General features: G+C 64.7%; 23 protein-coding genes. 6 read left to right on the forward strand and 17 right to left on the reverse strand.

The features are described from left to right. Positions 1 to 2: 2 nt before the first annotated feature. From PVA39_RS17105 to PVA39_RS17115, 3 genes are read right to left on the reverse strand one after another with little or no spacing between them, the layout of a single operon-like run. Positions 3 to 1457, reverse strand: coding sequence for an efflux transporter outer membrane subunit (locus PVA39_RS17105; RefSeq protein WP_274125094.1), 1455 nt, complete (start codon positions 1455 to 1457; stop codon positions 3 to 5). Positions 1458 to 1459: 2 nt separating this feature from the next. Beyond that, positions 1460 to 4600: an efflux RND transporter permease subunit gene (locus tag PVA39_RS17110; protein ID WP_274125095.1), complete on the reverse strand. Its 3141-nt coding sequence runs from the start codon at positions 4598 to 4600 to the stop codon at positions 1460 to 1462. Positions 4601 to 4616: 16 nt separating this feature from the next. Further along, complete coding sequence (locus PVA39_RS17115) at positions 4617 to 5777, reverse strand: efflux RND transporter periplasmic adaptor subunit (protein WP_443200977.1); 1161 nt, start codon at positions 5775 to 5777, stop codon at positions 4617 to 4619. 136 nt (positions 5778 to 5913) lie between these two features. Between PVA39_RS17115 and PVA39_RS17120 the strand changes: the two genes are divergently transcribed. Then, positions 5914 to 6633 (forward strand): response regulator, encoded by a 720-nt coding sequence (locus PVA39_RS17120; protein WP_093505570.1) that lies wholly within the window; start codon positions 5914 to 5916, stop codon positions 6631 to 6633. Then, the gene (locus tag PVA39_RS17125; RefSeq protein ID WP_274125097.1) at positions 6630 to 7697 is read left to right on the forward strand and encodes an ATP-binding protein; all 1068 of its coding nucleotides are present in this window, start codon (positions 6630 to 6632) and stop codon (positions 7695 to 7697) included. The genes PVA39_RS17120 and PVA39_RS17125 overlap by 4 nt, the downstream gene beginning before the upstream one ends. On the opposite strand, the gene PVA39_RS17130 is transcribed toward PVA39_RS17125, so the two are convergent. Further along, positions 7694 to 8914: an HD-GYP domain-containing protein gene (locus PVA39_RS17130; RefSeq protein ID WP_274125098.1), complete on the reverse strand. Its 1221-nt coding sequence runs from the start codon at positions 8912 to 8914 to the stop codon at positions 7694 to 7696. The genes PVA39_RS17125 and PVA39_RS17130 overlap by 4 nt on opposite strands. 137 nt (positions 8915 to 9051) lie before the next feature. On the opposite strand from PVA39_RS17130, the gene PVA39_RS17135 reads away from it, so the two are divergent. Then, positions 9052 to 9276, forward strand: a complete 225-nt coding sequence (locus PVA39_RS17135; protein WP_093505302.1) for a hypothetical protein — start codon at positions 9052 to 9054, stop codon at positions 9274 to 9276. 262 nt (positions 9277 to 9538) lie between these two features. Here the strand turns inward: PVA39_RS17135 and amn are convergent, their stop codons facing one another. Together amn and PVA39_RS17145 are read right to left on the reverse strand one after the other, a co-directional pair. After that, the gene (gene amn / locus PVA39_RS17140; protein WP_274125099.1) at positions 9539 to 11014 is read right to left on the reverse strand and encodes an AMP nucleosidase; all 1476 of its coding nucleotides are present in this window, start codon (positions 11012 to 11014) and stop codon (positions 9539 to 9541) included. Between the two features lie 70 nt (positions 11015 to 11084). After that, the gene (locus PVA39_RS17145; RefSeq protein ID WP_274125100.1) at positions 11085 to 12425 is read right to left on the reverse strand and encodes an aminotransferase-like domain-containing protein; all 1341 of its coding nucleotides are present in this window, start codon (positions 12423 to 12425) and stop codon (positions 11085 to 11087) included. Between the two features lie 82 nt (positions 12426 to 12507). Here PVA39_RS17145 and PVA39_RS17150 point away from each other — a divergent pair, with 82 nt between their 5' ends. Further along, a complete protein-coding gene (locus PVA39_RS17150) occupies positions 12508 to 13458 on the forward strand; it encodes a threonine dehydratase (protein WP_274125101.1) in 951 nt (316 codons plus the stop codon). Between the two features lie 21 nt (positions 13459 to 13479). Here PVA39_RS17150 and PVA39_RS17155 read toward each other — a convergent pair whose 3' ends face one another. The 10 genes from PVA39_RS17155 to rplM form a co-directional block, all read right to left on the reverse strand. Next, the gene (locus PVA39_RS17155; protein ID WP_274125102.1) at positions 13480 to 14379 is read right to left on the reverse strand and encodes a hypothetical protein; all 900 of its coding nucleotides are present in this window, start codon (positions 14377 to 14379) and stop codon (positions 13480 to 13482) included. 149 nt (positions 14380 to 14528) lie between these two features. Beyond that, positions 14529 to 14726, reverse strand: a complete 198-nt coding sequence (locus PVA39_RS17160) for a CsbD family protein (protein ID WP_093505313.1) — start codon at positions 14724 to 14726, stop codon at positions 14529 to 14531. 53 nt (positions 14727 to 14779) lie between these two features. Further along, a complete protein-coding gene (locus PVA39_RS17165; protein ID WP_147176890.1) occupies positions 14780 to 15145 on the reverse strand; it encodes a BON domain-containing protein in 366 nt (121 codons plus the stop codon). 296 nt (positions 15146 to 15441) lie between these two features. After that, positions 15442 to 15855 carry a ClpXP protease specificity-enhancing factor gene (locus tag PVA39_RS17170; RefSeq protein WP_274125103.1) on the reverse strand — a complete coding sequence of 138 codons (414 nt, stop codon included), beginning with the start codon at positions 15853 to 15855 and terminating at the stop codon, positions 15442 to 15444. Between the two features lie 48 nt (positions 15856 to 15903). Beyond that, on the reverse strand, positions 15904 to 16521 hold the full coding sequence (locus PVA39_RS17175) for a glutathione S-transferase N-terminal domain-containing protein (RefSeq protein ID WP_093505317.1): 618 nt from the start codon (positions 16519 to 16521) through the stop codon (positions 15904 to 15906). A 190-nt stretch (positions 16522 to 16711) separates the two neighbouring features. Further along, the gene (locus tag PVA39_RS17180; RefSeq protein ID WP_093505319.1) at positions 16712 to 17494 is read right to left on the reverse strand and encodes a cytochrome c1; all 783 of its coding nucleotides are present in this window, start codon (positions 17492 to 17494) and stop codon (positions 16712 to 16714) included. Then, positions 17494 to 18720, reverse strand: a complete 1227-nt coding sequence (locus PVA39_RS17185; RefSeq protein ID WP_013789892.1) for a cytochrome b — start codon at positions 18718 to 18720, stop codon at positions 17494 to 17496. The genes PVA39_RS17180 and PVA39_RS17185 overlap by 1 nt, the downstream gene beginning before the upstream one ends. After that, positions 18720 to 19313 (reverse strand): ubiquinol-cytochrome c reductase iron-sulfur subunit, encoded by a 594-nt coding sequence (gene petA, locus PVA39_RS17190; RefSeq protein WP_274125104.1) that lies wholly within the window; start codon positions 19311 to 19313, stop codon positions 18720 to 18722. The genes PVA39_RS17185 and petA overlap by 1 nt, the downstream gene beginning before the upstream one ends. A gap of 477 nt (positions 19314 to 19790) precedes the next feature. Beyond that, entirely contained in the window at positions 19791 to 20183 is a 393-nt protein-coding gene (rpsI, locus tag PVA39_RS17195) for a 30S ribosomal protein S9 (protein ID WP_013789890.1), read from the reverse strand. Positions 20184 to 20197: 14 nt separating this feature from the next. Further along, positions 20198 to 20626 (reverse strand): 50S ribosomal protein L13, encoded by a 429-nt coding sequence (gene rplM, locus PVA39_RS17200; protein WP_013789889.1) that lies wholly within the window; start codon positions 20624 to 20626, stop codon positions 20198 to 20200. A 246-nt stretch (positions 20627 to 20872) separates the two neighbouring features. On the opposite strand from rplM, the gene PVA39_RS17205 reads away from it, so the two are divergent. Further along, positions 20873 to 21910, forward strand: a complete 1038-nt coding sequence (locus PVA39_RS17205) for an NADP(H)-dependent aldo-keto reductase (protein ID WP_274125105.1) — start codon at positions 20873 to 20875, stop codon at positions 21908 to 21910. A gap of 205 nt (positions 21911 to 22115) precedes the next feature. Here the strand turns inward: PVA39_RS17205 and nfi are convergent, their stop codons facing one another. Next, on the reverse strand, positions 22116 to 22823 hold the full coding sequence (gene nfi, locus PVA39_RS17210; protein ID WP_274125106.1) for a deoxyribonuclease V: 708 nt from the start codon (positions 22821 to 22823) through the stop codon (positions 22116 to 22118). Between the two features lie 221 nt (positions 22824 to 23044). Here nfi and PVA39_RS17215 point away from each other — a divergent pair, with 221 nt between their 5' ends. After that, complete coding sequence (locus PVA39_RS17215; protein WP_274125181.1) at positions 23045 to 23956, forward strand: GlxA family transcriptional regulator; 912 nt, start codon at positions 23045 to 23047, stop codon at positions 23954 to 23956. The last annotated feature ends 65 nt before the right edge of the window (positions 23957 to 24021 follow it).

Below are 24021 nucleotides of genomic sequence, written 5' to 3' on the forward strand. Positions count from 1 at the left end.
GACTACTGCTCTCGATGATCGGCGTTGGCCGCGGGGTCGTTCGCGGCGGTGATGATAGTACGTTCACGCAGGCCGCCGCCCAGGGCCTTGTACAAGGCCACGCTATTGACCGCTGCGTCGCGGCGCAGCTCCAGCAGGCTCTGCTGGGCGGCGTACAACCCACGCTGGGCGTCGAGCAGCTCCAGGCGACCATCGACGCCGGCCTGATAGCGCAGGCCGGACAGCGCCACCCGGCGCTGGGCGCTGGCCACCACACGGGTTTGCGCCTCGATCTGCCCATCCAGGGTGGCCGCGCCCGCCAGGGCATCGGCCACTTCGCGGAAGGCAACCTGAATGGCGCGCTCGTACTGAACCACCGCCTCGGACTTGCGTACCTTGGCCAGGCGCAGTTCGGCGCGCAGCCGCCCGGCCTGGAACAACGGTTGGGAGATCTGCGGGGCGAAGCGCCACACCTGGCGGCTCGGGTCGAACAGGCTGCCCAGCGAGGTGCTGGCATAGCCGAACGAGGCGGTCAGCGACACCTGCGGGAAGAACGCCGCCCGCGCTGCGCCGATATCGGCATTGGCCGCGCGGAGCGTCTGTTCGGCCTGGCGAATGTCCGGACGCACCAGCAGCATGTCCGACTGCAGGCCGGCCGGCAGCCGCGCCACCAGCGGTTGCCGGGCGAGTTCCCGCGCCGCGGGCAAGTCAGCCGGCAGCGCTTCACCGACCAGCAACTGCAGAGCATTGCCGGCCTGGACATAGGCCCGCTGGCGCGCCTGCAGATCGGCCTCGGCACTGGCCACCTGACCTTCGGCCTGGGCGACATCCAGGCCGCTGTTCTGCTTGGCGTCCTGCAGCAGGCGCGCAAGCTTCAGAGACTGCTGCCAGTCCTTGAGGGTGCGCTGCGCCAGCTGACGCTGCTCGTCGGCCAGCTGACGAGCGAAGTAGGCGTCGGCCACCGCACCGATCAGGCTGATCTGCGCGGCATCGCGGCCCTGCTCGCTGGCCAGGTAACGGGCCAGCGCCGCATCTGAAAGTGAGCGCACACGACCGAACAAATCCAGCTCGAAGGCGCTGACGCCAACATTCACGGCGACCTGGTTGCTCACCTCGCGTCGCGACTCACCACTGTTGTCCTGCGCCAGGGCGCGCTCCCGAGTGCGGCTGGCATCCAGCGACACCGACGGCAGACGGGTGGACTGCTGGATGTTGAACATCGCGCGCGCGGCGTCGACGTTCAATGCCGCCAGACGCAGATCGCGGTTGTGCGCCAGGGCCAGCTCGATCAGGCGCTGCAACTGCGGGTCGGCGAACATCGTGCGCCAGCCCATTTCGCTGGCAGGCACGGCGGCGCCCTGCAGCGCAGCAGCCTCTGGAAAGCTGGCCGGCACCGGCGGCGCCGGGCGCTGCAGGTCGGGCGTCATGGAACAGGCCGACAAGCCGGTGACCAGGGCGACTACCAGAAAACAACGCATGATCATTGCTCCTCACCAGGCTGCGGCACAGCGGCGGTGCGCTGTGCGCGCCAAGCCTGAAAGCGTTCCTGCAGCCCCATCACGAACACGAAGAACGACGGCACGAAGAACACCGCCAGCAGGGTGCCGCTGAGCATGCCGCCGAACACGCCGGTGCCGATGGCGTGCTGGGTCTCGGCGCTGGCGCCGGCGGCGATCATCAATGGCACCACCCCCAGGGTGAAGGCCAGCGAGGTCATCAGAATCGGGCGCAGACGCAGTCGCGCGGCGGTCACCGCGGCGTCCACCAGCGAGCGACCTTCGCCATGCAGCTGACGGGCGAACTCGACGATCAGGATGGCGTTCTTCGCCGACAGGCCGATGATGGTGATCATCCCCACCTTGAAGAACACGTCGTTGGGCAGCCCGCGCAGCATCACCGCCGCTACCGCGCCGAGCAGACCGAGGGGCACCACCAACATCACCGACAAAGGAATCGACCAGCTCTCGTACAACGCCGCCAGCACCAGGAACACCACCAACGCCGAGAGCGCCATGAGCATCGGTGCCTGGGCCGCCGACTGGCGCTCCTGCAGTGATTGGCCCGTCCAGGCCACCGCATAGCCCTGAGGCAACTGGGCGACCAGGCGCTCCATCTCGGCCATTGCCGCGCCGCTGGAAACGCCAGGCGCCGCACCGCCGGCAATGCGTACCGCCGGGAAGCCCTGGAAGCGCATCATCTGCTGCGGCGACTCGCTCCACACCGGCGTCACCACTTCGCGCAGCGGCACCATGCCGCCGCTGGTGTTGCGCACGCGCAGATTGAGCACATCGTCGAGCTGCATGCGCGACGGGGCGTCGGCCTGCAGGATCACCTGCTGCATGCGCCCGGCGTTGGGGAAGTCGTTGACGTACTGCGAGCCCATGGCCGCTGACAGCGTGCTGCTCACCGCCGCGAACGACAGGCCCATGGCCTCGGCCTTCTGGCGGTCGATGTTCAGGCGAATGCTCTCGCCCGGCGGCAGACCATCGGGATAAACGTCGCTGACCACCTTGCTCTGTCCCGCCAGCTCCAGCAGCTGCGCCTGGGCCTTGAGCAACTCGGCTTCGCCACGGTTGCCACGATCCTGCAGAAATAGCGTGAAGCCCGACGAGGTACCGAGCTCGTCGATGGCCGGCGGCATCAGGCTCATCACCGTGCCTTCCACGTTATCGGCCATGGCCTCCTGGGCCAGCGCCGCCTCCTCGGCGGCGGTCGCGCCGTTGCGCTGATCCCAGTCCTTGAGCATGGTGAAGGCCATGGCTGCGTTGGTGCCGGAACCCGAGAAGCTGAAGCCCTGCACCACCAGATTGGTGTCCAGCACCGGACGTGTGGCCACGTGGGCCTCGAAGCGTTTGACCACATCCAGGGTGCGTTCGCTGGTGGCGCCGGTCGGCAACTGGATGGAGGTCATGAAATAGCCCTGATCCTCTTCCGGTAGGAACGACGATGGCAACTGCTGACCGGCGACGGCAAGCACGCCACAGAGCAGCATGAACACCACCATCATCCTTCCGCTGCGCCCGACCAGCCGGCTGACACGTCCGGTGTAGCGCTCGGTCAGCCGCTCGAAGCCGCGGTTGAAGGCGCCGAAGAAACCGCGTTTCTCATGGTGATCGGCACTCACCGGGCGCAACAGCGTGGCGCACAGCGCCGGCGTCAGGGTCAGGGCCAGGAACGCCGAGAACAGAATCGACACCGCCATCGACAGGGTGAACTGCTGGTAGATCACCCCCACCGAGCCGCTGGCGAAGGCCATGGGAATGAACACCGCGGTGAGCACCAGGGTGATGCCGATCACCGCGCCGGTGATTTCCTTCATCGCCTGCAGGGTCGCCTCGCGCGGCGACAGGCCGCGGGTGGCCATCAGGCGCTCGACGTTCTCGACCACCACGATGGCATCGTCGACGATGATGCCGATGGCCAGCACCATGCCGAACATGGTCAGCGAGTTGATCGAGAAGCCGGCCAGCAGCATCACCGCGAAGGTGCCGAGCAGCGCGATGGGCGCGACGATGGCCGGGATCAGCGTGTAACGCATGTTCTGCAGGAACAGGAACATCACCAGAAACACCAGCACCATGGCCTCGAGCAGGGTGTAGATCACCTTCTCGATGGACACCTTGACGAACGGCGCAGTATCGAACGGCACCGAATAACTCATGCCGGTGGGCATGCTCGGCGCCAGCTCAGCGAGCCGGTCGCGCACAGCCTGAGCCGTGCGCACGGCGTTGGCACCCGGCGACAGCTGGATCGCCGCGCTGGTCGCCGACACACCGTTCTCGCGGTTGGAAAATCCGTAGGACTGCGCGCCCAGCTCGACCCGCGCCACGTCGCCGATGGTCACCCGCGAGCCGTCGGCGCTGGCGCGCAACACCACAGCGGCGAATTGCTCGGGCGTTTCCAGCTGGCCTTCGACGGTCAGCGGCACGGCCAGCCGCTGCCCCGGCAATGCCGGCTCATCACCGAGCCGACCGGGGGCAATCTGCGCGTTCTGCTGCTCGATGGCCTGGGACAGATCCCCCATGGTCAGGCCGAAGGCGTTCAGCTTGCTGGGGTCGACCCAGATGCGTAGCGCCTGCTCGGCGCCGAACAGCTGCACGCGGCCGACGCCCTCGATGCGGCGCAGCTCCGGCACGATATTGCGCGCCAGGTAGTCGCCCAGCATGACCTCGTCGAACTGGCCGTCCGGCGAAGTCATGCCGATCATCATCAGAAAGCCCGAGGCGGCGGATTCCACCTGCAAGCCGCTCTGGCGCACCACCTGGGGCAGCCGCGATTCGACCGCCTTGATGCGGTTCTGCACGTCCACCTGGGCCAGTTCGGGATCGGTGCCCGGCTTGAAGGTGGCGGTGATCTGCGCGCTACCCGAGGTGTCCACCGAGGACTCGAAGTACAGCAGGTTCTTGACCCCGGACAGCTCGCGTTCGACCAGGCTGACCACCGAATCGTTGAGGGTCTTGGGCGTGGCGCCTGGGTAGGTGGCGTACAGCGCTACCGACGGCGGCGCCACCGAGGGGTAGCGGGCGATCGGCAGTTGGGGAATGGCGATTGAGCCGAACAGCACGATGAACAGGGCGATCACCCAGGCGAACACCGGACGGTTGATGAAGAACTGTGGCATTTGAGTTTTCTCCCGATCAGCGCGCGGACGAGCTGGCCAGCTCGCTCGCGGTGCCGGCGTTCCACAGCCGCGCCTTGACCGGCGCGCCCTCGGCCAAGCGATCGAGGCCTTCGATCACTACCCGCTGGCCGGCGCTGAGGCCGTTGACGATGCGATAACGACGCCCCACCAGCTCACCAAGCTCGACCGGCACGCGCTGCACCTGCTCATCCTCGCCCAGCACCCACACGCTGGCCTGGCCGTCACGGCGCAACACCGCCTGTTGCGGCACACTCAGGGCATCGGTGTGGTGCGCCCGCGGCACCCGCGCCAGCACGTACATGCCGGGTAGCAGCTGGCGGTTGGGGTTGTCGACCTGTACACGCAGCAACACGTTGCCCGTGCCGGCATCCACGCTGATGCCAGAGAACAGGATCCTGCCGCTCTGCCCATAGGCCTTGCCGCTGCTGTCGAGGATCTGCACGGGCACGCCGTCGGCGCCAGGGGCCAGCCGGTTGCCCAGGGCATGGCGCCAGCGTTCCAGACTGGTGGCCGACTCGCGCACGTCGACATACACCTGATCGATCTGCTGCACGGTGGCCATGGGCGTGGTGTCGGTGGTCGAGACCAGGGCACCTTCGGAGACCTGCGCCTGGTCGACACGACCGGAAATCGGTGCGCTGACGGTGGCGTACTTCAGATCCAGACGCTTGCGCGCCAGCGCCGCCTCGGCCTGGGCGACGTCGGCGGCGGCCTGCTCGCGCTGGGAGGCGGCGTCATCAAAAGTCTGTTGGCTGACCGCTTCGGCGCTCACCAGCGGTTGCAGGCGCTCGACCTGGATGCGCGCGCGGGCCAGCACGGCCTGGGCACGCTTGAGGGCGGCCGCCGCGTTTTGCACCTCGGCCTTGAACGGCGCGGCATCGATCTCGAACAGCGCAGCGCCAGCCTGGATGTCGGCACCTTGCTCGAACAGCCGGCGCTGCACTATACCGCCGACCTGCGGACGAATCTCGGCGGTTCTGAACGCCGCGACACGAGCAGGCAAATCCTCGCTGACGTCCAGGGTCTGCGGTGTCAGCGTCATGACCGACACCTGCACGGGTTCCGGCTGTGCCTCCTGCTGCGCCGAATCGCAACCACTCAGCATCAGGGCGCACAGGCAAAGGCCCATGACGTACCGCCCTCTTCGACTTCCCATAACCTCACCAACCTCGCAGATGTTTCGTTGCCTGCGCACCTGGCGCAGCATCAGGAGGCGAGTGTCGGTGCAAACAATCGGGATTGATTCGAGCTTTTGTGGAGATAATGTGGAGGCAGACGAAAAGGTGAAATTCATGACATTGCCGCCCACATCCAGCCAGGATGCGCTGATCCTGATTGCCGAGGACGAGAGCGAGATCGCCGAGATCCTCGCCGCCTACCTGCAGCGCGGTGGTTTGCGCACCGTGCACGCCCGCGACGGCCAGGAGGCACTGCTCCATCACCAAACGCTCAAGCCCGACCTGGTACTGCTCGATGTACAGATGCCGCGTCTGGATGGCTGGCAGGTGCTGGCCGAGATCCGTCACCGTGGCGACACGCCGGTGATCATGCTCACCGCGCTGGATCAGGACATCGACAAGCTGATGGGCCTGCGCATCGGCGCCGACGACTACGTGGTCAAACCCTTCAACCCGGCCGAGGTGGTGGCCCGGGTCAGCGCCGTACTGCGTCGCGCCAAGACCGGTGGTGCGGCCGGCAGCCGACTGCTGCGCGTCGGGCAGTTCCAGGTCGACCTGGATAACCACGAGGCCACGGTCAACTGCGACGACCGGCAACACGCCCTCGACCTGACCCTTACCGAATTCAAGATCTTGGTCACCCTGATGCGCACACCCAAGCGGGTATTCAGCCGCGCCGAACTGCTGGTCGGCTGCCTCCCCGAAGGCGACACCCAGGAACGCACCGTGGACAGCCACATCAGCAAGCTGCGCCGCAAACTGGAAAACCTCGGTATCCAGGGCACGCCGGTGAGCGTGCGTGGCGTCGGCTACCGCTTCGGGAGCGGCACATGAGCGGCGCGGTGAGTCTGCGTCGGCAGATCCTGCTGTCACTGAGCATCATGGCGTTGGGCGTGATCCTGCTGTCCATCGTCGGCAGCTACGCGTTCTACGCCATCGCTTCGACCCTGGCGCCCGGCAGCATCTCGGAAACCTGGGTGCCCTCGGGCATCGAAATGCTGTGGATGGCCGGCACCATACTGGTGGCGCTGTGCATCGCCGGCTATGTAGGCGTGCGCCTGTCCCGGCGCATTCTTACCCCGCTCAACTCGGTGGCCCACAGCCTGCGGGAGATCGCTCAGGGCAACCTGCAGGCCCGCGCCGCACCGGATGACCGGGCGCTGGGCGAAGCCGGGCAACTGGTGCGCGACTTCAACGCCATGGCAGAGCGCCTGCAGAGCGTGACCCGCGAACAGCAGTTCTGGAACGCCGCGGTGGCCCACGAATTGCGCACCCCGGTGACCATCCTGCGCGGGCGCCTGCAAGGCCTGGCCGAAGGCGTATTCACGCCCAGCACGGAAACCTTCGAAGGGCTGCTGCGCCAGGTCGAAGGGCTTGGCCGGCTGATCGAAGACCTGCGCGTGCTGAGCCTGGGCGACAGCGACCACCTGCAACTGGACCAGGCCACCACCTGCCCCGCCGAAGGTATCACGGCCACCGTGCAGGCTTTCGCTGGCCGTTTACAGGCCCGCGGCTTCGAGCTGCAGTTGCAGCTCGATGAGCAGACGTGTGTGGTCTGCGACGAATTTCGCCTGCGTCAGGCGCTGATCGCCCTGCTGGAAAATACCCTGGCCCATGCCGACGCAGGCCCATTGCGAATCGAAGCCGGTGTGGTGAATGACAGCTACCAGCTGAGCATCACGGACAGCGGCCCGGGCATCGACACCGAACTGGCCAGCCAGGTGTTCGAGGCGTTTCGCCGTGGCGATCCGTCGCGTTCGCGAAACAGCGGCGGCAGCGGCCTGGGCCTGGCGGTGGTCCGGGCTATCGCTCAGGCCCATGGCGGACAGGCGCGCTGCGAACGGGCGGGAGGCGGAACGCGGTTTGTCGTGCAATTGCCGTTAGCTCAAGAGCGCTAACGCCAGAAGTCGTCGAGATTGCTGAATCCCCACTCGGCTGGATCTTCACGGCTGACGATGCGGTCGTTGGCGCCAGACCTCGACAGATCGACCTCCTGCTGGGTAATCGCCACCTTGCTCTTCGCCGAGAAGAACACCCGCACAACAGGCGTGGTCAGCTTGCCGGGCAGCAAGTCGACCACCACACCAAGTCGCCCGGACTCCAGGCGCACCAGCGAGCCCAGCGGATAGATGCCGACCGTGCGCACCAGAGCATGAAACACATGGGTATCGAAATGACCGGTCCACTGTGCCATCCGAGCCAGCGACTCGGCCGGGTTCCAGGCGTGCTTGTAAGGCCGGTTGGAGGTAATGGCGTCGTACACATCGCAGACCGCGCCCATGCGCGCCAGCAGGCTGATCGCCTCACCAGCCAGACGGCCGGGATAACCGCTGCCGTCATATTTCTCGTGGTGCCGCAGGCAAACGTCCAGCGCCGACTCGGGTAGCGAACCGGCCGCCTGCAGCATGGCGTGGCCGCGCTCCGGATGGCTGCGCATGATGGCGAACTCGACCTCCGTCAGGCTGCCGGGCTTGTTGAGTACTTCCAGCGGCATGGCCATCTTGCCGACATCGTGCAGCAGTCCGGCGAGACCGGCTTCCCGGGCACGCGCCTCGTCCAGACCCAGTTGCCGGGCCAGCGACAGCATCAGCGCGCACACAGCCACCGAGTGCATGTAAGTGTATTCATCCTTGCTCTTCAGGCGCGCCAGGCCGAGCAACGCCGAACTGTTGCGCGCCAGCGACTCGCCGATATCAGCGACCAGCGGCAGGCAGCTTTCGACATTGATGGCATTGCCCAGGCGCGCCTCCTGGAACAGCTCGGTGACGGCTTTCTTGGAACGATTGATCAGCTTGGCGGCGCGTTGCAGTTCGTCACGCACACTGCAGCTGGGCACGGTCGCAGGTGGCGAGACAGCTGGGGCGATGATCTCGGCGGGTACGACAATTTGAGCGGTCGAAGGCGCAGGCGCCTGAGCGGCCTGGACGGCGACATCCAGCCCCTTGCTGGTGTCGATCCACACACCGGACACACCGCTCTGGCGCACTCGGGCCAGGTCTTCGGCATCCTCGATGACGAAACGACTTTTCCAGAATGGATGCGACAGCCAGTTGCCATCGAAGCCCTGGATGAACATGCCGATACGCACGGCCTGGGTGGGGATTTTTTTCAGCATGGGCGCCTCGATAGAACTCAGCGAACGCGTTGATGCCTGCTCACTAATCTAGCGCGTTTCAAGGCGATAAGGTGGCTGGCGCCGTCACCAATTACGGGTTAGTTTGACGCCCCTTTTTTCCCGGACGATGTGCTGCCATGCTGCCACGCAAGCTTCACCGCCTGACCATCCTCGGCCTGGTGTTTTTCATCCTCGGTCTGATCGGCGTCGTGTATGCCCTGTACCAGATCTACACCGGCCCGCGCCCGGCCAACCCGGACCTGACCCGCAGCCTGGTGATAGCCGCCGGCATGCAGTTGACCGGCTACGTACTGCTCAACCGCAACCGCTGGAAGATGATGACAGGTAAGAACGGCAAATAAACGCCGCGCCGGATTGCCCGGCGCGGTTATCTCTTCGAGCCTGTTCACGATCTTTGTGCGCATGAAACGGCAGCTGCAGCTACAAAGCAGAAGCGGTCGGTGAGCATGTAGGAGGGGCTTTAGCCCCGAGCTTTACTAGGCTGCAAAAAGCTCGGGGCTAAAGCCCCTCCCACCAGATCGCGAAAGGCCGCTCCCACCACTTAGCTGCCAAAATCGACGAACCTGGCTGAAACATCATGAGCAGGTTCGTAGCGTAATTACCTCAGCGGAACGGCGGCTCGTCGAAGCTGCGCAGCTTGCGCGAGTGCAGCGAGTTGAGCTGGCCGCGCAAAAGATCCAGCGCGGCAATGCCGATATGCAGGTGCTGAGTCACCGCCCGCTCGTAGAACGCACCGGCCGCGCCCGGCAGCTTGATCTCGCTGTGCAGCGGTTTGTCCGACACGCACAGCAAGGTGCCGTACGGCACGCGCAGGCGATAGCCCTGGGCTGCGATGGTGCCGCTTTCCATGTCCACCGCCACGGCCCGCGACAGGTTGATCAGCGGCCGTTCCTGAGCCCAACGCAGCTCCCAGTTGCGGTCGTCGTAGGTCAGCACGGTGCCGGTACGCAGTCGGCGCTTGAGGTCGTCACCGCGCTCGCCGGTCACTTGTGCGGCGGCGTCCTGCAGCGCCTGCTGCACCTCGGCCAGGGCCGGCAGCGGAATGTGTGGCGGCAGCACGCGGTCGAGAATGCCGTCGCGGCGCATGTAGGCGTGGGCCAGCACGTAGTCGCCGATGGTTTGCGACTGCCGCAGGCCGCCGCAGTGGCCGATCATCAGCCAGCAGTGCGGGCGCAGCACGGCCAGGTGGTCGGTGATGTTCTTGGCGTTAGACGGGCCGACGCCGATGTTGACCAGGGTGATGCCGTCGCCATCGGTGGCCTGCAGGTGGTAAGCCGGCATCTGGTAACGGTGCCAGACCACGCTCTCGATGATTGCCTGCATCTCGCCTTCGGCCATGCCACGTTCGACCACCACGTTGCCCGGCAGCACCATGCGGGTGAAGCGCGAGTCGCTCTGCAGCATGTCCAGGCCATGGCGGATGAACTGATCGACGTAGCGGTGGTAGTTGGTCAGCAGGATCCATGGCTGCACATGGCGCCAGTCACTGCCGGTGTAATGCTGGATGCGCTTGAGCGAGAAGTCGGTGCGCGCCGCGTCGAACAGCGCCAGGGGCAGCGGGTCGATGTTCTCCCAGTCGTACAGGCCGTCGGCGGTGCCATCGGTGGCGGCAGAGAGGTCGGTGCTGGGGAACACCCGCGCCAGCTCGGCGGCGGTCACGCCACTGCCGGCCAACTCGTCACCGCCCTCGACCACGTAAGGGTAAGGAATGTATTGCTCGCTGACCCCGACTTCGACGGTCAGGGTGAAGTCGGCCATCAACGGCTGCAGTTGCTCAAGCAGGTACTTACGAAAGGCCGCAGGGTGGGTGATGGTCACGCTGTAGGTGCCGGGCACCTGCACCTTGGCGTAGGCGCGCACGGTGGTCGGCACTTCGCCCTGGCAATCGTAGGTCAGGCGCAGCTCGGGGTAGCGGAACAGCTCCTGCTCGTCGGCATCGGGCCGCACGCGATCCTTGAGGTAGCGCTTAAGTGCCTGGCTCAGGCCTTCGGTGGCGCGCTGGTGCAGCGCGGCCAGGCGGTCAACGGCTTCTTCGGCAGTGTTGACGACGATAAAAGCGCCGTCTGTAGGAAGGGACATGCACGGTTCCTTATCGTGGATTCATGGTTCATAGCTGACACGCATTACAACGCCGGTGCAAGTGGCTCGATCAAACAGGCCAGGCGGCGACGATGTGCTCCAGCGCCTGCTTGAGTTCGGCGCGGCTGCGCGCCGCGGCCAGGCTGATACGAACAGCACTGGCCTGGGCCGGGCCGACGGCGAACACGTCCGCCGGCACCACCTCGACGCCCGCGGCGCGACAGGCCGCCACCAATGCGGCGCTGTCCGGCGGCTGCAGCCACAGATGCGGCGCCACCTCACGTCCCGGCGGCATGCGCGAGCCCAATACGCGGCTCGCCAGGCGCCAACGCTGCTGCAGCTCTTCACGCTGCCAGGCCAGCTTGCGGGCGGCGGTGCCGTCCTCGATCCATTCGCAGGCCAGTGCCAGGCACAACGGCGACACCGCCCAGCTGGTAGCGTGGCCTTGCGGGTCGATGCGTTTGAGCAGCGCCTGGGACCCGTGCATGAAGCCCAGGCGCAGGCCCGGCGCCACGGTCTTCGACAGGCTGCTGACCAGCAGGCTGCGCGCCGGCACCGCCGCGGCCAATGGCGCCTGGCTGCCAAGGGCGCCATAGACGTCATCCTCGATCAGCCACAGGCCATGGCGCTCCACCAGCTCGGCGATGCGCTGGCGCCGCTCGCCATCCATGCTGCTGCCGGTGGGGTTCTGCAGACATGGCGTGAGCACCAGCACCCGCGCGCCGGTGGCGCGTATCTGACGGTCGAGGTCCTGAGGAAGAATGCCGCGCTCGTCCATGGCCACGCCGTGCAGCGGCAGCCGCAACTGGCGGGCAGCGGCCTTGATGCCAGGCGCGGTGAAGGCTTCGGCGAGCACCGGGTCACCCGCCTCACACAGCGCCAGCAACGCCGCCGACACGCCCTGCTGGGCACCCGCGCACAGCGCCACCTGAGACGGCGGTGTATGCACGCCGCGCTGCTGCAGCCACAGGCTGACGGCCACCCGCCCGCGCTGCTCGAGCTCGGCCGGCGCGTAAGCCTGCAGGGCATCCAGGCGGCCCTCGGCGATCAGCCGCTGCAGGGTGCGCGACAGATCGTCACTGCCGCCATCGTGCACCGGCACGTTGGTCGACAGGTCGATGCCATCGGCCGGCAGCCGTGGCTGCTTGAGGTGAAACAGGCTGGCTTCGTGGCTATCGGCCAACACGTAGGTACCGCGGCCGACCTCCCCGGACACCAGATGACGACGCGCCGCCTCGCGGTACGCCTGCATCACAGTGCTCGGGTTGATGCCCAGCGTCCAGGCCAGTCGCCGCTGGGGCGGCAGCCGTTCGCCGGGCTTGAGTTCACCCTTGCCGATGGCCACGGAGATCGCTTCGACCAGCGCCAGGTAAGTGGGCAGCGTGCTGCCCTGAAGGTCAGGTAACCACATTGCTTGCCATGCAATATAAAGATTTACCCATACAATGCCCGAGCCGTAGCATCTGGTCAAAGCCCGCCCGGAGCACTACCCGATGTTCGACCTCGCCGCCCTGCGCCAAGCCGTTACCCTGATCCGCCCGAGCATTCCGGCGACGCCGCAGTTCGCCTGGCCGCTGCTGGCCGAGCGCCTGGGTTGCGAAGTGTGGGTCAAGCACGAGAACCACACCCCGACTGGCGCCTTCAAGGTGCGCGGCGGGCTGGTCTATGTGGACCAGCTGTTGCGCCGCGAGCCGGGCATCAGCGGGCTGATCTCGGCGACCCGCGGCAACCATGGGCAAAGCATGGCGCTGGCCGCCCGCAAGGCCGGATTACCCATCGTCATCGTGGTGCCTGAAGGCAATGCACGGGAGAAGAATGCCGCCATGGCCGCGCTGGGCGCCGAGGTGATCGAGCATGGTCGCGACTTCGATGCCGCCCGCGCCCGGGCAGCCGAGCTGGCGGGGCAACGCGGCCTGCATTTCGTGCCGTCGCTGCACCCGGACCTGATCCGCGGCGTGGCCACCTACGCCCTGGAGCTGTTCGAGGCCGCGCCGCCGCTCAAGCGCATCTATGTGCCCATCGGCCTGGGCTCAGGCATCTGCGGGGTAATCCGTACCCGCGACCTGCTCGACCTGGATACCGAGGTGATCGGTGTGGTCAGCGCCGCCGCCGATGGTTATGCGCAGAGCTTCGCCGCCGGGCGGATCATCTGCACCGACAGCGCCGACACCATCGCCGACGGCATGGCCTGCCGCATGCCGCAGCCCGAAGCGCTGGAGATCATTCGCGCCGGCGCGGCGCGCATCGTGCGGGTCGACGACGACGAGATCCGCCAGGCCATGCGCATCTACCACGAAGACACCCACAACCTGGCCGAAGGCGCCGGCGCGGCAGCCCTGGCGGCATTGATTCAGGAGCGAGAGATAAACCGTGGCGAGCGCGCCGCCGTGGTGCTAAGCGGCGCCAACGTCGACCGCGCGGCGCTGGCGGCGATCCTCGCCTGAGCCGCCGTCCACCCGAGCCGGCTAAACGCTGATCGACAGCGTCGCGCCGACCGAAATGGACAGGGACAAACCGCCGCCAGCCATTTCGCCTGCGGCCTTCTCGACCTCGGCGAGCTGCTTGTCGATGCCTTCGATGAGTTTCTTGTTCTCTTCGTCCGGCTTGCCGCTGATCTGCGAGCGCACCATGGCCAGCAGCTGCTTGAGCTGGGCGGCGACCTTCTTCAGTTCTTCGGCGTCGGCACGGCGCTGACGCTCGTTGCGCTCCTGGCGGGCTTGGCTGATCGCGGCCTGGGCCTGCTCTTCGGCGCCCTGCTCCGGTTCGTCTTCCTGCTCGGCCTCTTCACCGGCTGCCAGCTCTGCGGTCTCGGTATTGACCTCGGAGCTTTCAGCTGCTGCCTCAGGCTCGACCACCACCTCGGCAGTCGGCTCTGCCTCGCTCACCGCCTCGGCCGTGACCGTCTCCTGCGCCGCCGTACTTTCGCCCTCGCCGGCCTTGGCGCCCATACCGACCGATGAGGCTGTGCCACCAGAGGGTTCCTTGAGCACCGCTGCAGCCTGCCCCAGTTCCTGTGCCAGTTGCTTGATCTGCCGCAGCGCGCCTTTGGCAGCAGAGGGCCCGAGCGCCACGACCAGCTGCTTGAGCATTTCAATACGGCGCTTGATGTCTTCCAGGCGCTGGCGCGCGGCATCCTTGCGAGACTCGTCCTGCCTGGCCTGCATCTCGCGCAGCTTGCCAAAGGCATCGCGCATGCTCTTCGCACGCTTCTGGGCGTATTCGCTGAGGGTGACGGTTACCGAGGGCTGCTGCTCCGGCTCGCTGGCCGCCTTCCGGGCTTCGCCTTTGCCTGGCTCCGCAGTGGTTGCAGCTGTGGTTCTAACCGGTGGCGCGGAGCTTGCGCCAGAGGGGGTGATAGTCGACATGCTACGTCCTGTGCCTGGCGAATGTGCACAGAGTATCGGCTCGCCAGACGACATCTTGAACCCCTGCTGCCGAGCGGCAGGCAGAAAGCACGAAGCCCCGGCATGGGCCGGGGCTTCGCGTATCACGCTGGTAGCTACCAGCAGCGAGGTCAGTACTTGCTACGAAAATCGCGCAGTTCTTCCTCGGCCTTTTCCTTGGTCCAGCCATAGCGCTCCTGCAGTTTACCCGCCAGGTATTCACTATGGCCCTCGGCGACATCCACGTCGTCGTTGGTCAGCTTGCCCCAGCGCGCCTTCATGTCGCCACTGAGTTGCTTCCACTTACCTTTGATGATGTCGGAATTCATGATGATTCTCCAAGGAGAGCGGCAGGCCGCAATGGCCTGCCGGTTAGGCATGATTAGTCGGCAGCTTTCAGGCCGTCAGCGGAAACCGCTTGAACGCCTTTGATTTCCTTGGCCTTGGCAACAGCCAGATCACGCTCGGCTTCGGTCTTCACTACGCCGGACAGGGAAACCACGCCTTTGTTGGTCTCGACCTTGATGTCCAGAGCGCTGAGGCCGTCGTCAGCCAGGAAGGACGATTTGACCTTGCTGGTGATCCAGGTATCGGAAACAGCTTCTTCAGCCTTGTCCATGGAATTGGCAGCCAGCATGGTCGGCTGGGTGCTGTTGTAGGTGTCAGCGAAAGCGGTACCCGCAACGGACAAGCTCAGAGCGGTCGCAGTGATAGCGGCAAAAGCGAACTTATTGACTGGCAGTTTCATGGGCAACACTCCTGTTTCGTTCAAGTTCGCCACATCCAACTTCAGGATTGTGGCTTCCCCATGAATATCGCAAGCGCTGTGCCAGGTTTTTAAAATAAAAATAATTCTTAAATATCAATAACTTATTTAATACTTACGTTCTCTGACTCCGTGCAAACTGCAAAACCAAGCGCAACGGCTCAGGCAGATTGCACGAAGTGACTTAATGCCATCATGCAAGCGGCTTTTTGATCGCCCGAAACGCAAAATGCCGGTCAGAAGACCGGCATTTTTGGTTGGCGACGCAGCGCAGGGCCTTATTTGACGACCTTCAGGCTCGGTCGTCCACTGGGCCGCGGCGGCTCGTCATCGGGCGGGGTCGACTCGTCCTCAACCTCCTCGATTTCGTTCTCCACCGGAGGCGGCTCCTGATCGAAGACCATGCCCTGGCCATTCTCGCGTGCATAGATCGCCAGCACCGCGGCAGAAGGCACGAACAGGCTGTGGGCGACGCCACCGAAGCGACCTTCGAAGCTGACCGCATCGAGCCCCAACGATAGTTCGCGCACAGCGGTGGGCGATACATTGAGTACGATCTGCCCGTCGCTGACGAACTTGCTCGGTACCTGAACGCCCGGATACTCGGCATTGACCAGCAGATGCGGGGTGCAATCGTTGTCGACGATCCACTCGTAGAGCGCGCGAATCAGATAAGGACGACTGGAGTTCATCAAACCTCCTGAACGTGGCGCGCAACGGCGGCGCACCGGAAAAATGGATCAGCGCATGGCTCGTTCGACGGACGACAGGCTCTGGCGAAAACTTTCGCGCGCGAACTGCCGGTCCATGTAATCGAGCAGCGGTTTAGCCGGCCTTGGCAGTTCGATCCCCAGCAGCGGCAGGCGCCAGAGGATCGGCAACAGGCAGCAGTCTACCAAGCTCAGCTCGTCGCTGAGAAAAAATGGTTTCTCAGCAAACAGCGGCGACACCCCCGTGAGGCTTTCGCGCAATTCCTTGCGCGCCTGCACCCGGGCCGGCTCCTTGCTGCGCGGGTCGAGAATCAGGTCGACCAGCGAGCACCAGTCGCGCTGGATGCGGTGCATCAGCAGGCGGGTGTTGCCGCGCGCTACCGGATACACCGGCATCAGAGGCGGATGGGGGTAGCGCTCCTCCAAGTACTCCATGATCACCGTTGGCTCGTAGAGCGCCAGGTCACGGTCGACCAGGGTCGGCAAGGTGCCGTAGGGGTTGGCTTCCAGCAGCTTGTTGGGGAAGCGGCCCTGCTCCACATCGATGATTTCCACAACGACGCTCTTTTCGGCGAGCACGATGCGGACGCGGTGAGAGTAGTGGTCGGCAGCGTCGGAATAACAGGCCAACCGGTTGGTCGCAGCCAAGGCGATCCTCCAGATTCGTGAAACGTGAACGCACCGGGAAGCGCTATTGTTAGCGACGGTTCCCGGCAGTCCCTGAGATGAATGTTCAGGGCATAAAAAAGCCCGCGGGATACGCGGGCTGAGCATGATACCGGAACCGGCCTTCGCTGGCCGTTGAAAAACGCTGGCGAAGCTGCAGGCTCGGATCGTTCTAGTGCACATCCTTCCAGTATTCGCGCTTGAGCAGGTACGCAAAGACGAAGAAGAACGCCAGGTAGATCAGCACGTAGGTACCGATGCGCTGCATGTGCAGCTTGTTCGGATCCGCCGAGTAGGCCAGGAAGGTCACCAGGTTGCGCACCTTGTCATCGAACGCCTGTGGACTGAGCTGGCCGCTGTTGGGCTCGAGCACCAGCTGGTCGCAAGCTTCGTGGGTCAGCGGCGTACCGGTCAGCGGGTCGTACTGCTTCTTGCCGCCATCGACCACCTGCACCTGCTTGCAACCCATGTACTGACGACCCTGCAGGCGGCCCAGCACGTTGGGCATGCCGACGTTAGGGAACACCAGGTTGTTGGCGCCCAGGGGCCGCGCCGGGTCGTCGTAGAAAGTGCGCAGGTAGGTGTACAGCCAGTCGTTACCACGCACCCTGGCGACCAGGGTAAGGTCCGGTGGCGCGGCGCCGAACCAGCGCTTGGCGTCCTCGGGCTTCATGCCGATGTTCATGTGATCGCCGATCTTGGCGTCGGTGAACACCAGGTTCGCCATCATCTGTTCCTCGGATACGCCGATGTCCGCGGCGACGCGCTCATAGCGCTGGAACTTGGCGCTGTGGCAGCCCATGCAGTAGTTGGCGAAGGTGCGCGCGCCGTCCTGCAGCGCGGCCTTGTCGGTCAGGTCGATATCGGCCTTGTCCAGGGCCACGCCGTGGCCACCGGCGGCCAGGGCGAAGGCAGGCAACAGCGCGACCACACATGCAGCGAATAGCTTTCTCATCAGCCTGTCACCCTTTCAGGAACGGGTTTGGTCTTTTCCATCCTGGTGTAGAAAGGCATCAGGATGAAGTACGCGAAATACAGCGCCGTGCACAGTTGCGACAGCAGCGTACGGCCCGGCGTGGGCGGCAGTACGCCGAGCACGCCGAGGATGACGAAGGACACGCAGAACACCAGCAGCCACAGCTTGCTCAGCCAGCCCTTGTAGCGCATCGAGCGCACCGGGCTGCGGTCCAGCCAGGGCAGCACGAACAGCACGGCGATGGCGGCGCCCATGGCGATCACGCCCATCAGCTTGTCGGGGATGGCGCGCAAGATCGCGTAGAACGGCGTGAAGTACCACACCGGGGCGATGTGCTCGGGGGTCTTGAACGGGTTGGCCTGCTCGAAGTTGGGCTTCTCGAGGAAATAGCCGCCCATCTCCGGGAAGAAGAACACCACGAAGCAGAACACGAACAGGAACACCACCACGCCGACGATATCCTTGACCGTGTAGTACGGGTGGAAGGGAATGCCGTCGAGGGGGATGCCGTTCTCGTCCTTGTACTTCTTGATGTCGATGCCGTCCGGGTTGTTCGAGCCCACCTCGTGCAGCGCCAGGATGTGCAGCACCACCAGGCCGAGGATGACGATCGGCAGCGCCACCACGTGCAGGGCGAAGAATCGGTTGAGGGTGATGCCGGAGATCAGGTAGTCGCCACGGATCCACTCGGTCAACGCATCGCCGATATAGGGAATGGCGCCGAACAGCGAGATGATCACCTGGGCGCCCCAATAGGACATCTGTCCCCACGGCAACAGATAGCCCATGAAGGCTTCGGCCATCAGCATCAGGTAGATCAGCATGCCGAAGATCCACACCAGCTCGCGGGGCTTCTGGTACGAGCCGTAGAGCAGGCCGCGGAACATGTGCAGGTAGACGACGATGAAGAACGCCGAAGCGCCGGTCGAGTGCATGTAGCGCAGGATCGCGCCGTGGGGCGTATCGCCGGTGCGCACATCGCGCATCAGCCCTTCGACCGAGGCGAAGGCACCTTCGGCAGTCGGGTTGTAGCTCATGGTCAGCCATACGCCGGTGAGCAGCTGGTTGACCAGCACCAGCAGGGCCAGGGAGCCGAAGAAGTACAGGAAGTTGAAGTTCTTCGGCGCGTAGTACTTGGCGAGGTGGTCGTTCCACATCTTGGTGGCGGGAAAGCGCGCGTCCACCCAGTCCATGAATTTGCTCATCATGCTTGCTCCTGATCCACGCCGATGATGATCACCTCAGCCGACTCGTAGCGGTGCGGCGGCACCGGCAGATTCAGCGGCGCCGGCTGCGACTTGTACACGCGCCCGGCGAGGTCGTAGCGCGAGCCGTGGCAGGGGCAGAAGTAGCCGCCTACCCAGTTCTCGCCAAGATCTGCCGGCGCCACCTCGGGGCGGAACGACGGCGAGCAACCCAGGTGCGTGCACAGCCCGACCAGGAGGAGGATTTCCGGCTTGATCGAGCGGGTCTTCGGGTCGACGTAACCCGGCTGCACCGAGTGCTGGGAGTCGGCATCAGCCAGCTGCCCTTCGATCTTCGTGAGGTTCGCGAGGATCGTTTCGGTACGCCGCATGATGAACACCGGCTGGCCCCGCCATTCGGCCACCATCTGCTGGCCCGGCTCGATCTTGGCGACGTTCACCTTGACCGGCGCGCCGGCGGCCTTGGCCTTGGCACTCGGGTACCACGACCCTACAAACGGAACTGCAGCCCCCACCGCCCCGGCGGCACCAACCACCGAAGTGGCTGCCACCAGAAAGCGACGCCGGCCCGCATTCACGCCGTCATTGCTCATTCAGTCGTCTCCCATCGGCTTTCCGGCCTGTTGTGCAGGCCTCTAATTAGTACGTGTTGGTCAGCGCGCAGCAGCGGCCGGCGCAGGCGCGGCGCCTACCCTGCTCGTTCGGCCGGAGGCGCATCCATTCGACGTTCATCGGCGACTTTAATCCATTGCCCCGGCCATACGGCCCAGCCGTTTGATCGACGGCATGCACAGGTAGAAGGTCGTGGCCGTGCGTCTAAAGCGGCGCGACTGCAATCCGGCGCGAGATTCGCACAGGCCAGCCGGGCGACTCATGACGCGCATCAACGAAGCGGTGGGTAGCCGGCGCACGCCAGCGCTCGGGCAGAGCAGACAGGTAACGATGTAGCCTGGAGCAGCCATGAAAAACATCACGGGCGAAATGCCCAGAGGCTGGCCAGCAAAAATGACCGGCCATAAAAAACGCCCAGCTCCGTGAGGAAACTGGGCGTTTTCGAGTACAGCAGCGAATTAACGCTTGGAGTACTGAGGACGCTTACGCGCTTTACGCAAACCGACTTTCTTACGCTCGACTTCACGAGCATCGCGGGTCACGTAGCCTGCTTTACGCAGAGCCGGACGCAGAGTCTCGTCGTAGTCCATCAGAGCGCGGGTGATGCCGTGGCGGATCGCACCAGCTTGACCGCTCACACCACCGCCGATGACGGTAACGTAGATGTCGAATTTCTCGACAGTCTCGGTCAGCTCCAGCGGCTGGCGAACTACCATGCGGGCAGTTTCACGACCGAAGAAGGTGTCCAGGGTGCGGTTGTTGATGGAGATCTTGCCAGTGCCCGGACGCAGGAAAACGCGTGCGGTTGCAGTCTTGCGACGGCCAGTGCCGTAATTTTGAGTCGCCGACATAATGAACTATTCCGTTAAATCTTCAGTTCTTGAGGCTGCTGAGCAGTGTGAGGGTGAGCAGCGCCCGCATACACTTTCAGCTTACGGTACATGTCGCGGCCCAGCGGGTTCTTCGGCAGCATGCCTTTAACCGCGGTCTCGATCACGCGCTCAGGGGCCTTGGCGATCAGCTTCTCGAAGTTGATCGACTTGATGCCGCCCGGGAAACCGGAGTGGGAGTAGTACATTTTGTCGCTGGTTTTAGCGCCAGTTACACGTACCTGCTCGGCATTGATAACGACGATGTAGTCGCCGGTGTCAACGTGAGGGGTGTACTCAGGCTTGTGCTTGCCACGCAGACGGCTCGCGATTTCTGTAGCCAGACGACCCAGGGTCTGACCAGCAGCGTCAACGACGAACCAGTCGCGTTTTACTGTTTCCGGTTTAGCGGTAAAAGTTTTCATTCTTTATAGCCTCAGGGGCCGCCCAGCAAAAATAGACGGCGGATCTTACTGAATAGTGCGTACTTTGACAAGTCAAAGGCAGCCGGATGCGGGCGCTATCGGGGGCTCGGGTCAGCGCGTCCGCGTACGGCAAGATTCTTCGGCAGGCGGCGCATCACTTCCACCGCAGAAAGAGGACGCGGATTATCCTGATTGCGAAAAAAATTTCAACCTGCTTGTATGGGCCTTTTGTCAGAGGAGGCTCCCATGCAATACCGCCAGCTCGGCCGCACCGATCTCAATGTCAGCGCCCTGTGCCTGGGCACCATGACCTGGGGTGAGCAGAACACTGCCGCCGAAGCTTTCGCGCAGATCGACCGCGCCAAGGCCTACGGCATCAACTTCATGGACACCGCCGAAATGTACCCGGTGCCGCCGCGCGCCGAGACCTACAGCAAGACCGAACAGATCATCGGCGAGTACTTCAAGCAGCGCGGCGACCGCGACGACTGGATCCTGGCCAGCAAGGTCGCCGGCCCCGGCAACGGCATCACCCATATTCGCGACGGCCAGCTCAAGCACAACCGCCAGCACATCGTCGCCGCCCTGGATGCCAGCCTCAAACGCCTGCAAACCGACTGGATCGACCTCTACCAGCTGCACTGGCCGGAGCGCCCGACCAACTTCTTCGGCCAGCTCGGCTACCAGCATCAGGACAGCGACTCCACGCCCATCGAGGAAATCCTCGAAGCGCTGGACGAGCAGGTCAAGGCTGGCAAGATCCGCCACATCGGCCTCTCCAACGAAACGCCGTGGGGCACCATGAAATTCCTGCAACTGGCCGAAGCCCACGGCATGTCCCGCGTGGTGTCGGTGCAGAACCCCTACAACCTGCTTAACCGCAGCTACGAAGTGGGCATGGCCGAAGTCTCGATCCGTGAGCAATGCGGCCTGCTGGCCTACTCGCCCATGGCCTTCGGCATGCTCTCGGGCAAGTACGAGAACGGCGCCCGCCCGGCGAACGCGCGCCTGAGCTTGTTCGAGCGCTTCCAGCGTTACAACGCTCCGGAAACCGTGGCCGCCTGCTCCCGCTACGTGGCCCTGGCCCGCGAACATGGCCTGGATCCGGCACAGATGGCCCTGGCCTTCGTGACGAGCCGTCCGTTCGTGACCAGCAACATCATCGGCGCCACCTCGCTGGAGCAACTGGAGGGCAACCTGACCAGCAGCGAGCTGACCCTCAGCGATGACGTGCTCAAAGGCATCGAGGCGATCCACAAGGCGCAGCCCAACCCGGCGCCCTGATCTTTCAGGATTAGGGATGGTGGTGGGTTGGCACCCACCCTACGGGATGCCGACTGCAGGATGAGTGATAACCCATCAGATCTGCGTGCGGGGGGCACGCCGTGCGCACGAATCGCGGGCATGGCCCGCTCCCACAAGAGCAGACCGTAGGATGGGTCGTGCCGCGTAGGCGACAACCCATCACCTCGCCACGCCCTCCTCCTACCTAAAGCAACTTCGGCCCCTTGGCGTCACGCCGTGACGCCAGCCGATCCGCCAGCCGAGTCGGCTCCGGCAGCCGATAGCCCCGATCCCAACTCAACACCAACTCCGCCGCCTTGTGCATGCTCACGCGGTTCCCCGGCGAGACGATCAGCGGCCGTACCTTGCGCTTGCTGCGCAGCACCCAGCCGATCTGCCGGTTCTGGCGGTCGAGCAACTCCACCTTGTCACCGCGCTCCTCGCCCAGCTCGCAGTGATGGCCGGTGAGGATCTTCTTCGCCACGCCGATAGTCGGCCGGCCGGTGACCACGCCCAAGTGCGCGGCAATGCCCAGCCCACGGGGATGGGCGATGCCATGGCCGTCGACGACGATCAGGTCCGGCTCCTGGGGCAGCCCCGCCAACGCCGACAGCAGCGCCGGCAACTCGCGAAACGACAACAGGCCCGGCACGTACGGCATGCTGGTGGGGATACGCGCCACGCATTCGGCGACCGGCTGCAAGGTTTCGGCATCCAGCAGGATGGCGGCGGCGCGGGTGATTTCGCCGCCCTCTTCGAAGCCCACGTCCACGCCGGCCAACAGGCGCAGCGGCGGGAAATCGTCCTCCAGGCGCACCTGCTCGGCCAACTCCTTCTGCAGGATTCTCGCGGCGGCGGGTGTGCCGTCCCACTCGGCGAATGGCGACGCGGCCAACTCGGCAAAACTCAGCATGACAACCTCTCTCCCAGCACAGACTTGCAAGACCGGGCTGGACGCAGCCCATATAAAAGAAGACGATTCAGCCGGAACCTGACGGCTTTACCCTCAGGCCGATAATCACTCGAACAAGAACAACAGCCATGCCCAGCTCGTCCCCGCTCACGCGCGTGAGCATCCTCGCCACGCCCGGCGTATTCGCTTCGACCCTCATGCAGGCCAGAGATTTCTTCCATATGGCCGGCCTGCGCCATGGCAAGCAGCAGGGCCTCGGCCTGGTGCCGACCTTCGAAGTGCGCCTGGTCAGCCCGGACGGCCTGCCCGTCACCAGCTTCAGCGGCGTACAGCTACCGGTCGACGGCCCCCTCGATGACCAAGCCCAGCTGATCATCCTGCCGGCCTTCTGGGACGACTACGACGCCCTGTGCAGTCGCTACCCGCAGGTGTTCGACTGGCTGCGCGCACGCCACGCCGCTGGCGCCAGCCTGTGCGGCGAGGCCAATGGGGTGTACTGGCTGGCCGCCGCCGGCCTGCTCGATGGCAAGGAGGCGACCACCTGCTGGCGCTTCTTCAGCGAATTCGCCACGCGCTTTCCGCAGGTGGTGCTGAATCAGGACAAGCACCTGACCGACGCCGACAACCTCTACTGCGTGGCCGGCCCGACCTCGGCATGCGATCTGTACATCTACCTGATCGAGCGTTTCTGCGGCACCAGCGTGGCGCAGAGCGTGGCCCGCGACATACTCTACGAAGTGCGCCGCAGCTACACGCCGGGGCGTATCGGTTTCGGCGGCCAGAAGCAGCATCAGGACACCAAGATCCTGCAGATCCAGCAGTGGCTCGAGGAGCACTTCGCCGAACGTTTTCGCTTCGAGGACGTGGCCCGCGACCACGGCATGAGCATCCGCAACTTCATGCGCCGTTTCCACGCCGCCACCGGCGACAAGCCGCTGTACTACCTGCAGCGCCTGCGCATCGAAACCGCCAAGGGGCTGCTGTCGTCATCGGCGAAAAGCATCAAGGCGGTCAGCTATGAAATCGGCTACGACGACGCCAGCTTCTTCGCCCGCCTGTTCCGCCAGCACACGGGACTGTCGCCCAACCACTACCGCCAGCAGTTCCAACAGCAGGTGCAGCCCGCCGGCTGAAACGAAAAAGGCCGCACGCCGTGCTTCCGGCCTGGAAGCGGGCATGCGGCCTTTGCCGTCGCGGC

Origin of the sequence: Pseudomonas sp. CNPSo 3701 (assembly GCF_028674975.1) — a bacterium.
Classification (GTDB): Bacteria; Pseudomonadota; Gammaproteobacteria; order Pseudomonadales; family Pseudomonadaceae; genus Aquipseudomonas; species Aquipseudomonas straminea.

What these genes read in the sequence shown, in the direction of transcription:
- PVA39_RS17105 (WP_274125094.1), bottom strand. Translation starts at nt 1,457, where the DNA reads ATGCGTTGTTTTCTGGTAGTCGCCCTGGTCACCGGCTTGTCGGCCTGT.
- PVA39_RS17110 (WP_274125095.1), bottom strand. Translation starts at nt 4,600, where the DNA reads ATGCCACAGTTCTTCATCAACCGTCCGGTGTTCGCCTGGGTGATCGCC.
- PVA39_RS17115 (WP_443200977.1), bottom strand. Translation starts at nt 5,777, where the DNA reads ATGGGAAGTCGAAGAGGGCGGTACGTCATGGGCCTTTGCCTGTGCGCC.
- PVA39_RS17120 (WP_093505570.1), top strand. Translation starts at nt 5,914, where the DNA reads ATGACATTGCCGCCCACATCCAGCCAGGATGCGCTGATCCTGATTGCC.
- PVA39_RS17125 (WP_274125097.1), top strand. Translation starts at nt 6,630, where the DNA reads ATGAGCGGCGCGGTGAGTCTGCGTCGGCAGATCCTGCTGTCACTGAGC.
- PVA39_RS17130 (WP_274125098.1), bottom strand. Translation starts at nt 8,914, where the DNA reads ATGCTGAAAAAAATCCCCACCCAGGCCGTGCGTATCGGCATGTTCATC.
- PVA39_RS17135 (WP_093505302.1), top strand. Translation starts at nt 9,052, where the DNA reads ATGCTGCCACGCAAGCTTCACCGCCTGACCATCCTCGGCCTGGTGTTT.
- amn (WP_274125099.1), bottom strand. Translation starts at nt 11,014, where the DNA reads ATGTCCCTTCCTACAGACGGCGCTTTTATCGTCGTCAACACTGCCGAA.
- PVA39_RS17145 (WP_274125100.1), bottom strand. Translation starts at nt 12,425, where the DNA reads ATGTGGTTACCTGACCTTCAGGGCAGCACGCTGCCCACTTACCTGGCG.
- PVA39_RS17150 (WP_274125101.1), top strand. Translation starts at nt 12,508, where the DNA reads ATGTTCGACCTCGCCGCCCTGCGCCAAGCCGTTACCCTGATCCGCCCG.
- PVA39_RS17155 (WP_274125102.1), bottom strand. Translation starts at nt 14,379, where the DNA reads ATGTCGACTATCACCCCCTCTGGCGCAAGCTCCGCGCCACCGGTTAGA.
- PVA39_RS17160 (WP_093505313.1), bottom strand. Translation starts at nt 14,726, where the DNA reads ATGAATTCCGACATCATCAAAGGTAAGTGGAAGCAACTCAGTGGCGAC.
- PVA39_RS17165 (WP_147176890.1), bottom strand. Translation starts at nt 15,145, where the DNA reads ATGAAACTGCCAGTCAATAAGTTCGCTTTTGCCGCTATCACTGCGACC.
- PVA39_RS17170 (WP_274125103.1), bottom strand. Translation starts at nt 15,855, where the DNA reads ATGAACTCCAGTCGTCCTTATCTGATTCGCGCGCTCTACGAGTGGATC.
- PVA39_RS17180 (WP_093505319.1), bottom strand. Translation starts at nt 17,494, where the DNA reads ATGAGAAAGCTATTCGCTGCATGTGTGGTCGCGCTGTTGCCTGCCTTC.
- PVA39_RS17185 (WP_013789892.1), bottom strand. Translation starts at nt 18,720, where the DNA reads ATGAGCAAATTCATGGACTGGGTGGACGCGCGCTTTCCCGCCACCAAG.
- petA (WP_274125104.1), bottom strand. Translation starts at nt 19,313, where the DNA reads ATGAGCAATGACGGCGTGAATGCGGGCCGGCGTCGCTTTCTGGTGGCA.
- rpsI (WP_013789890.1), bottom strand. Translation starts at nt 20,183, where the DNA reads ATGTCGGCGACTCAAAATTACGGCACTGGCCGTCGCAAGACTGCAACC.
- rplM (WP_013789889.1), bottom strand. Translation starts at nt 20,626, where the DNA reads ATGAAAACTTTTACCGCTAAACCGGAAACAGTAAAACGCGACTGGTTC.
- PVA39_RS17205 (WP_274125105.1), top strand. Translation starts at nt 20,873, where the DNA reads ATGCAATACCGCCAGCTCGGCCGCACCGATCTCAATGTCAGCGCCCTG.
- nfi (WP_274125106.1), bottom strand. Translation starts at nt 22,823, where the DNA reads ATGCTGAGTTTTGCCGAGTTGGCCGCGTCGCCATTCGCCGAGTGGGAC.
- PVA39_RS17215 (WP_274125181.1), top strand. Translation starts at nt 23,045, where the DNA reads ATGGCCGGCCTGCGCCATGGCAAGCAGCAGGGCCTCGGCCTGGTGCCG.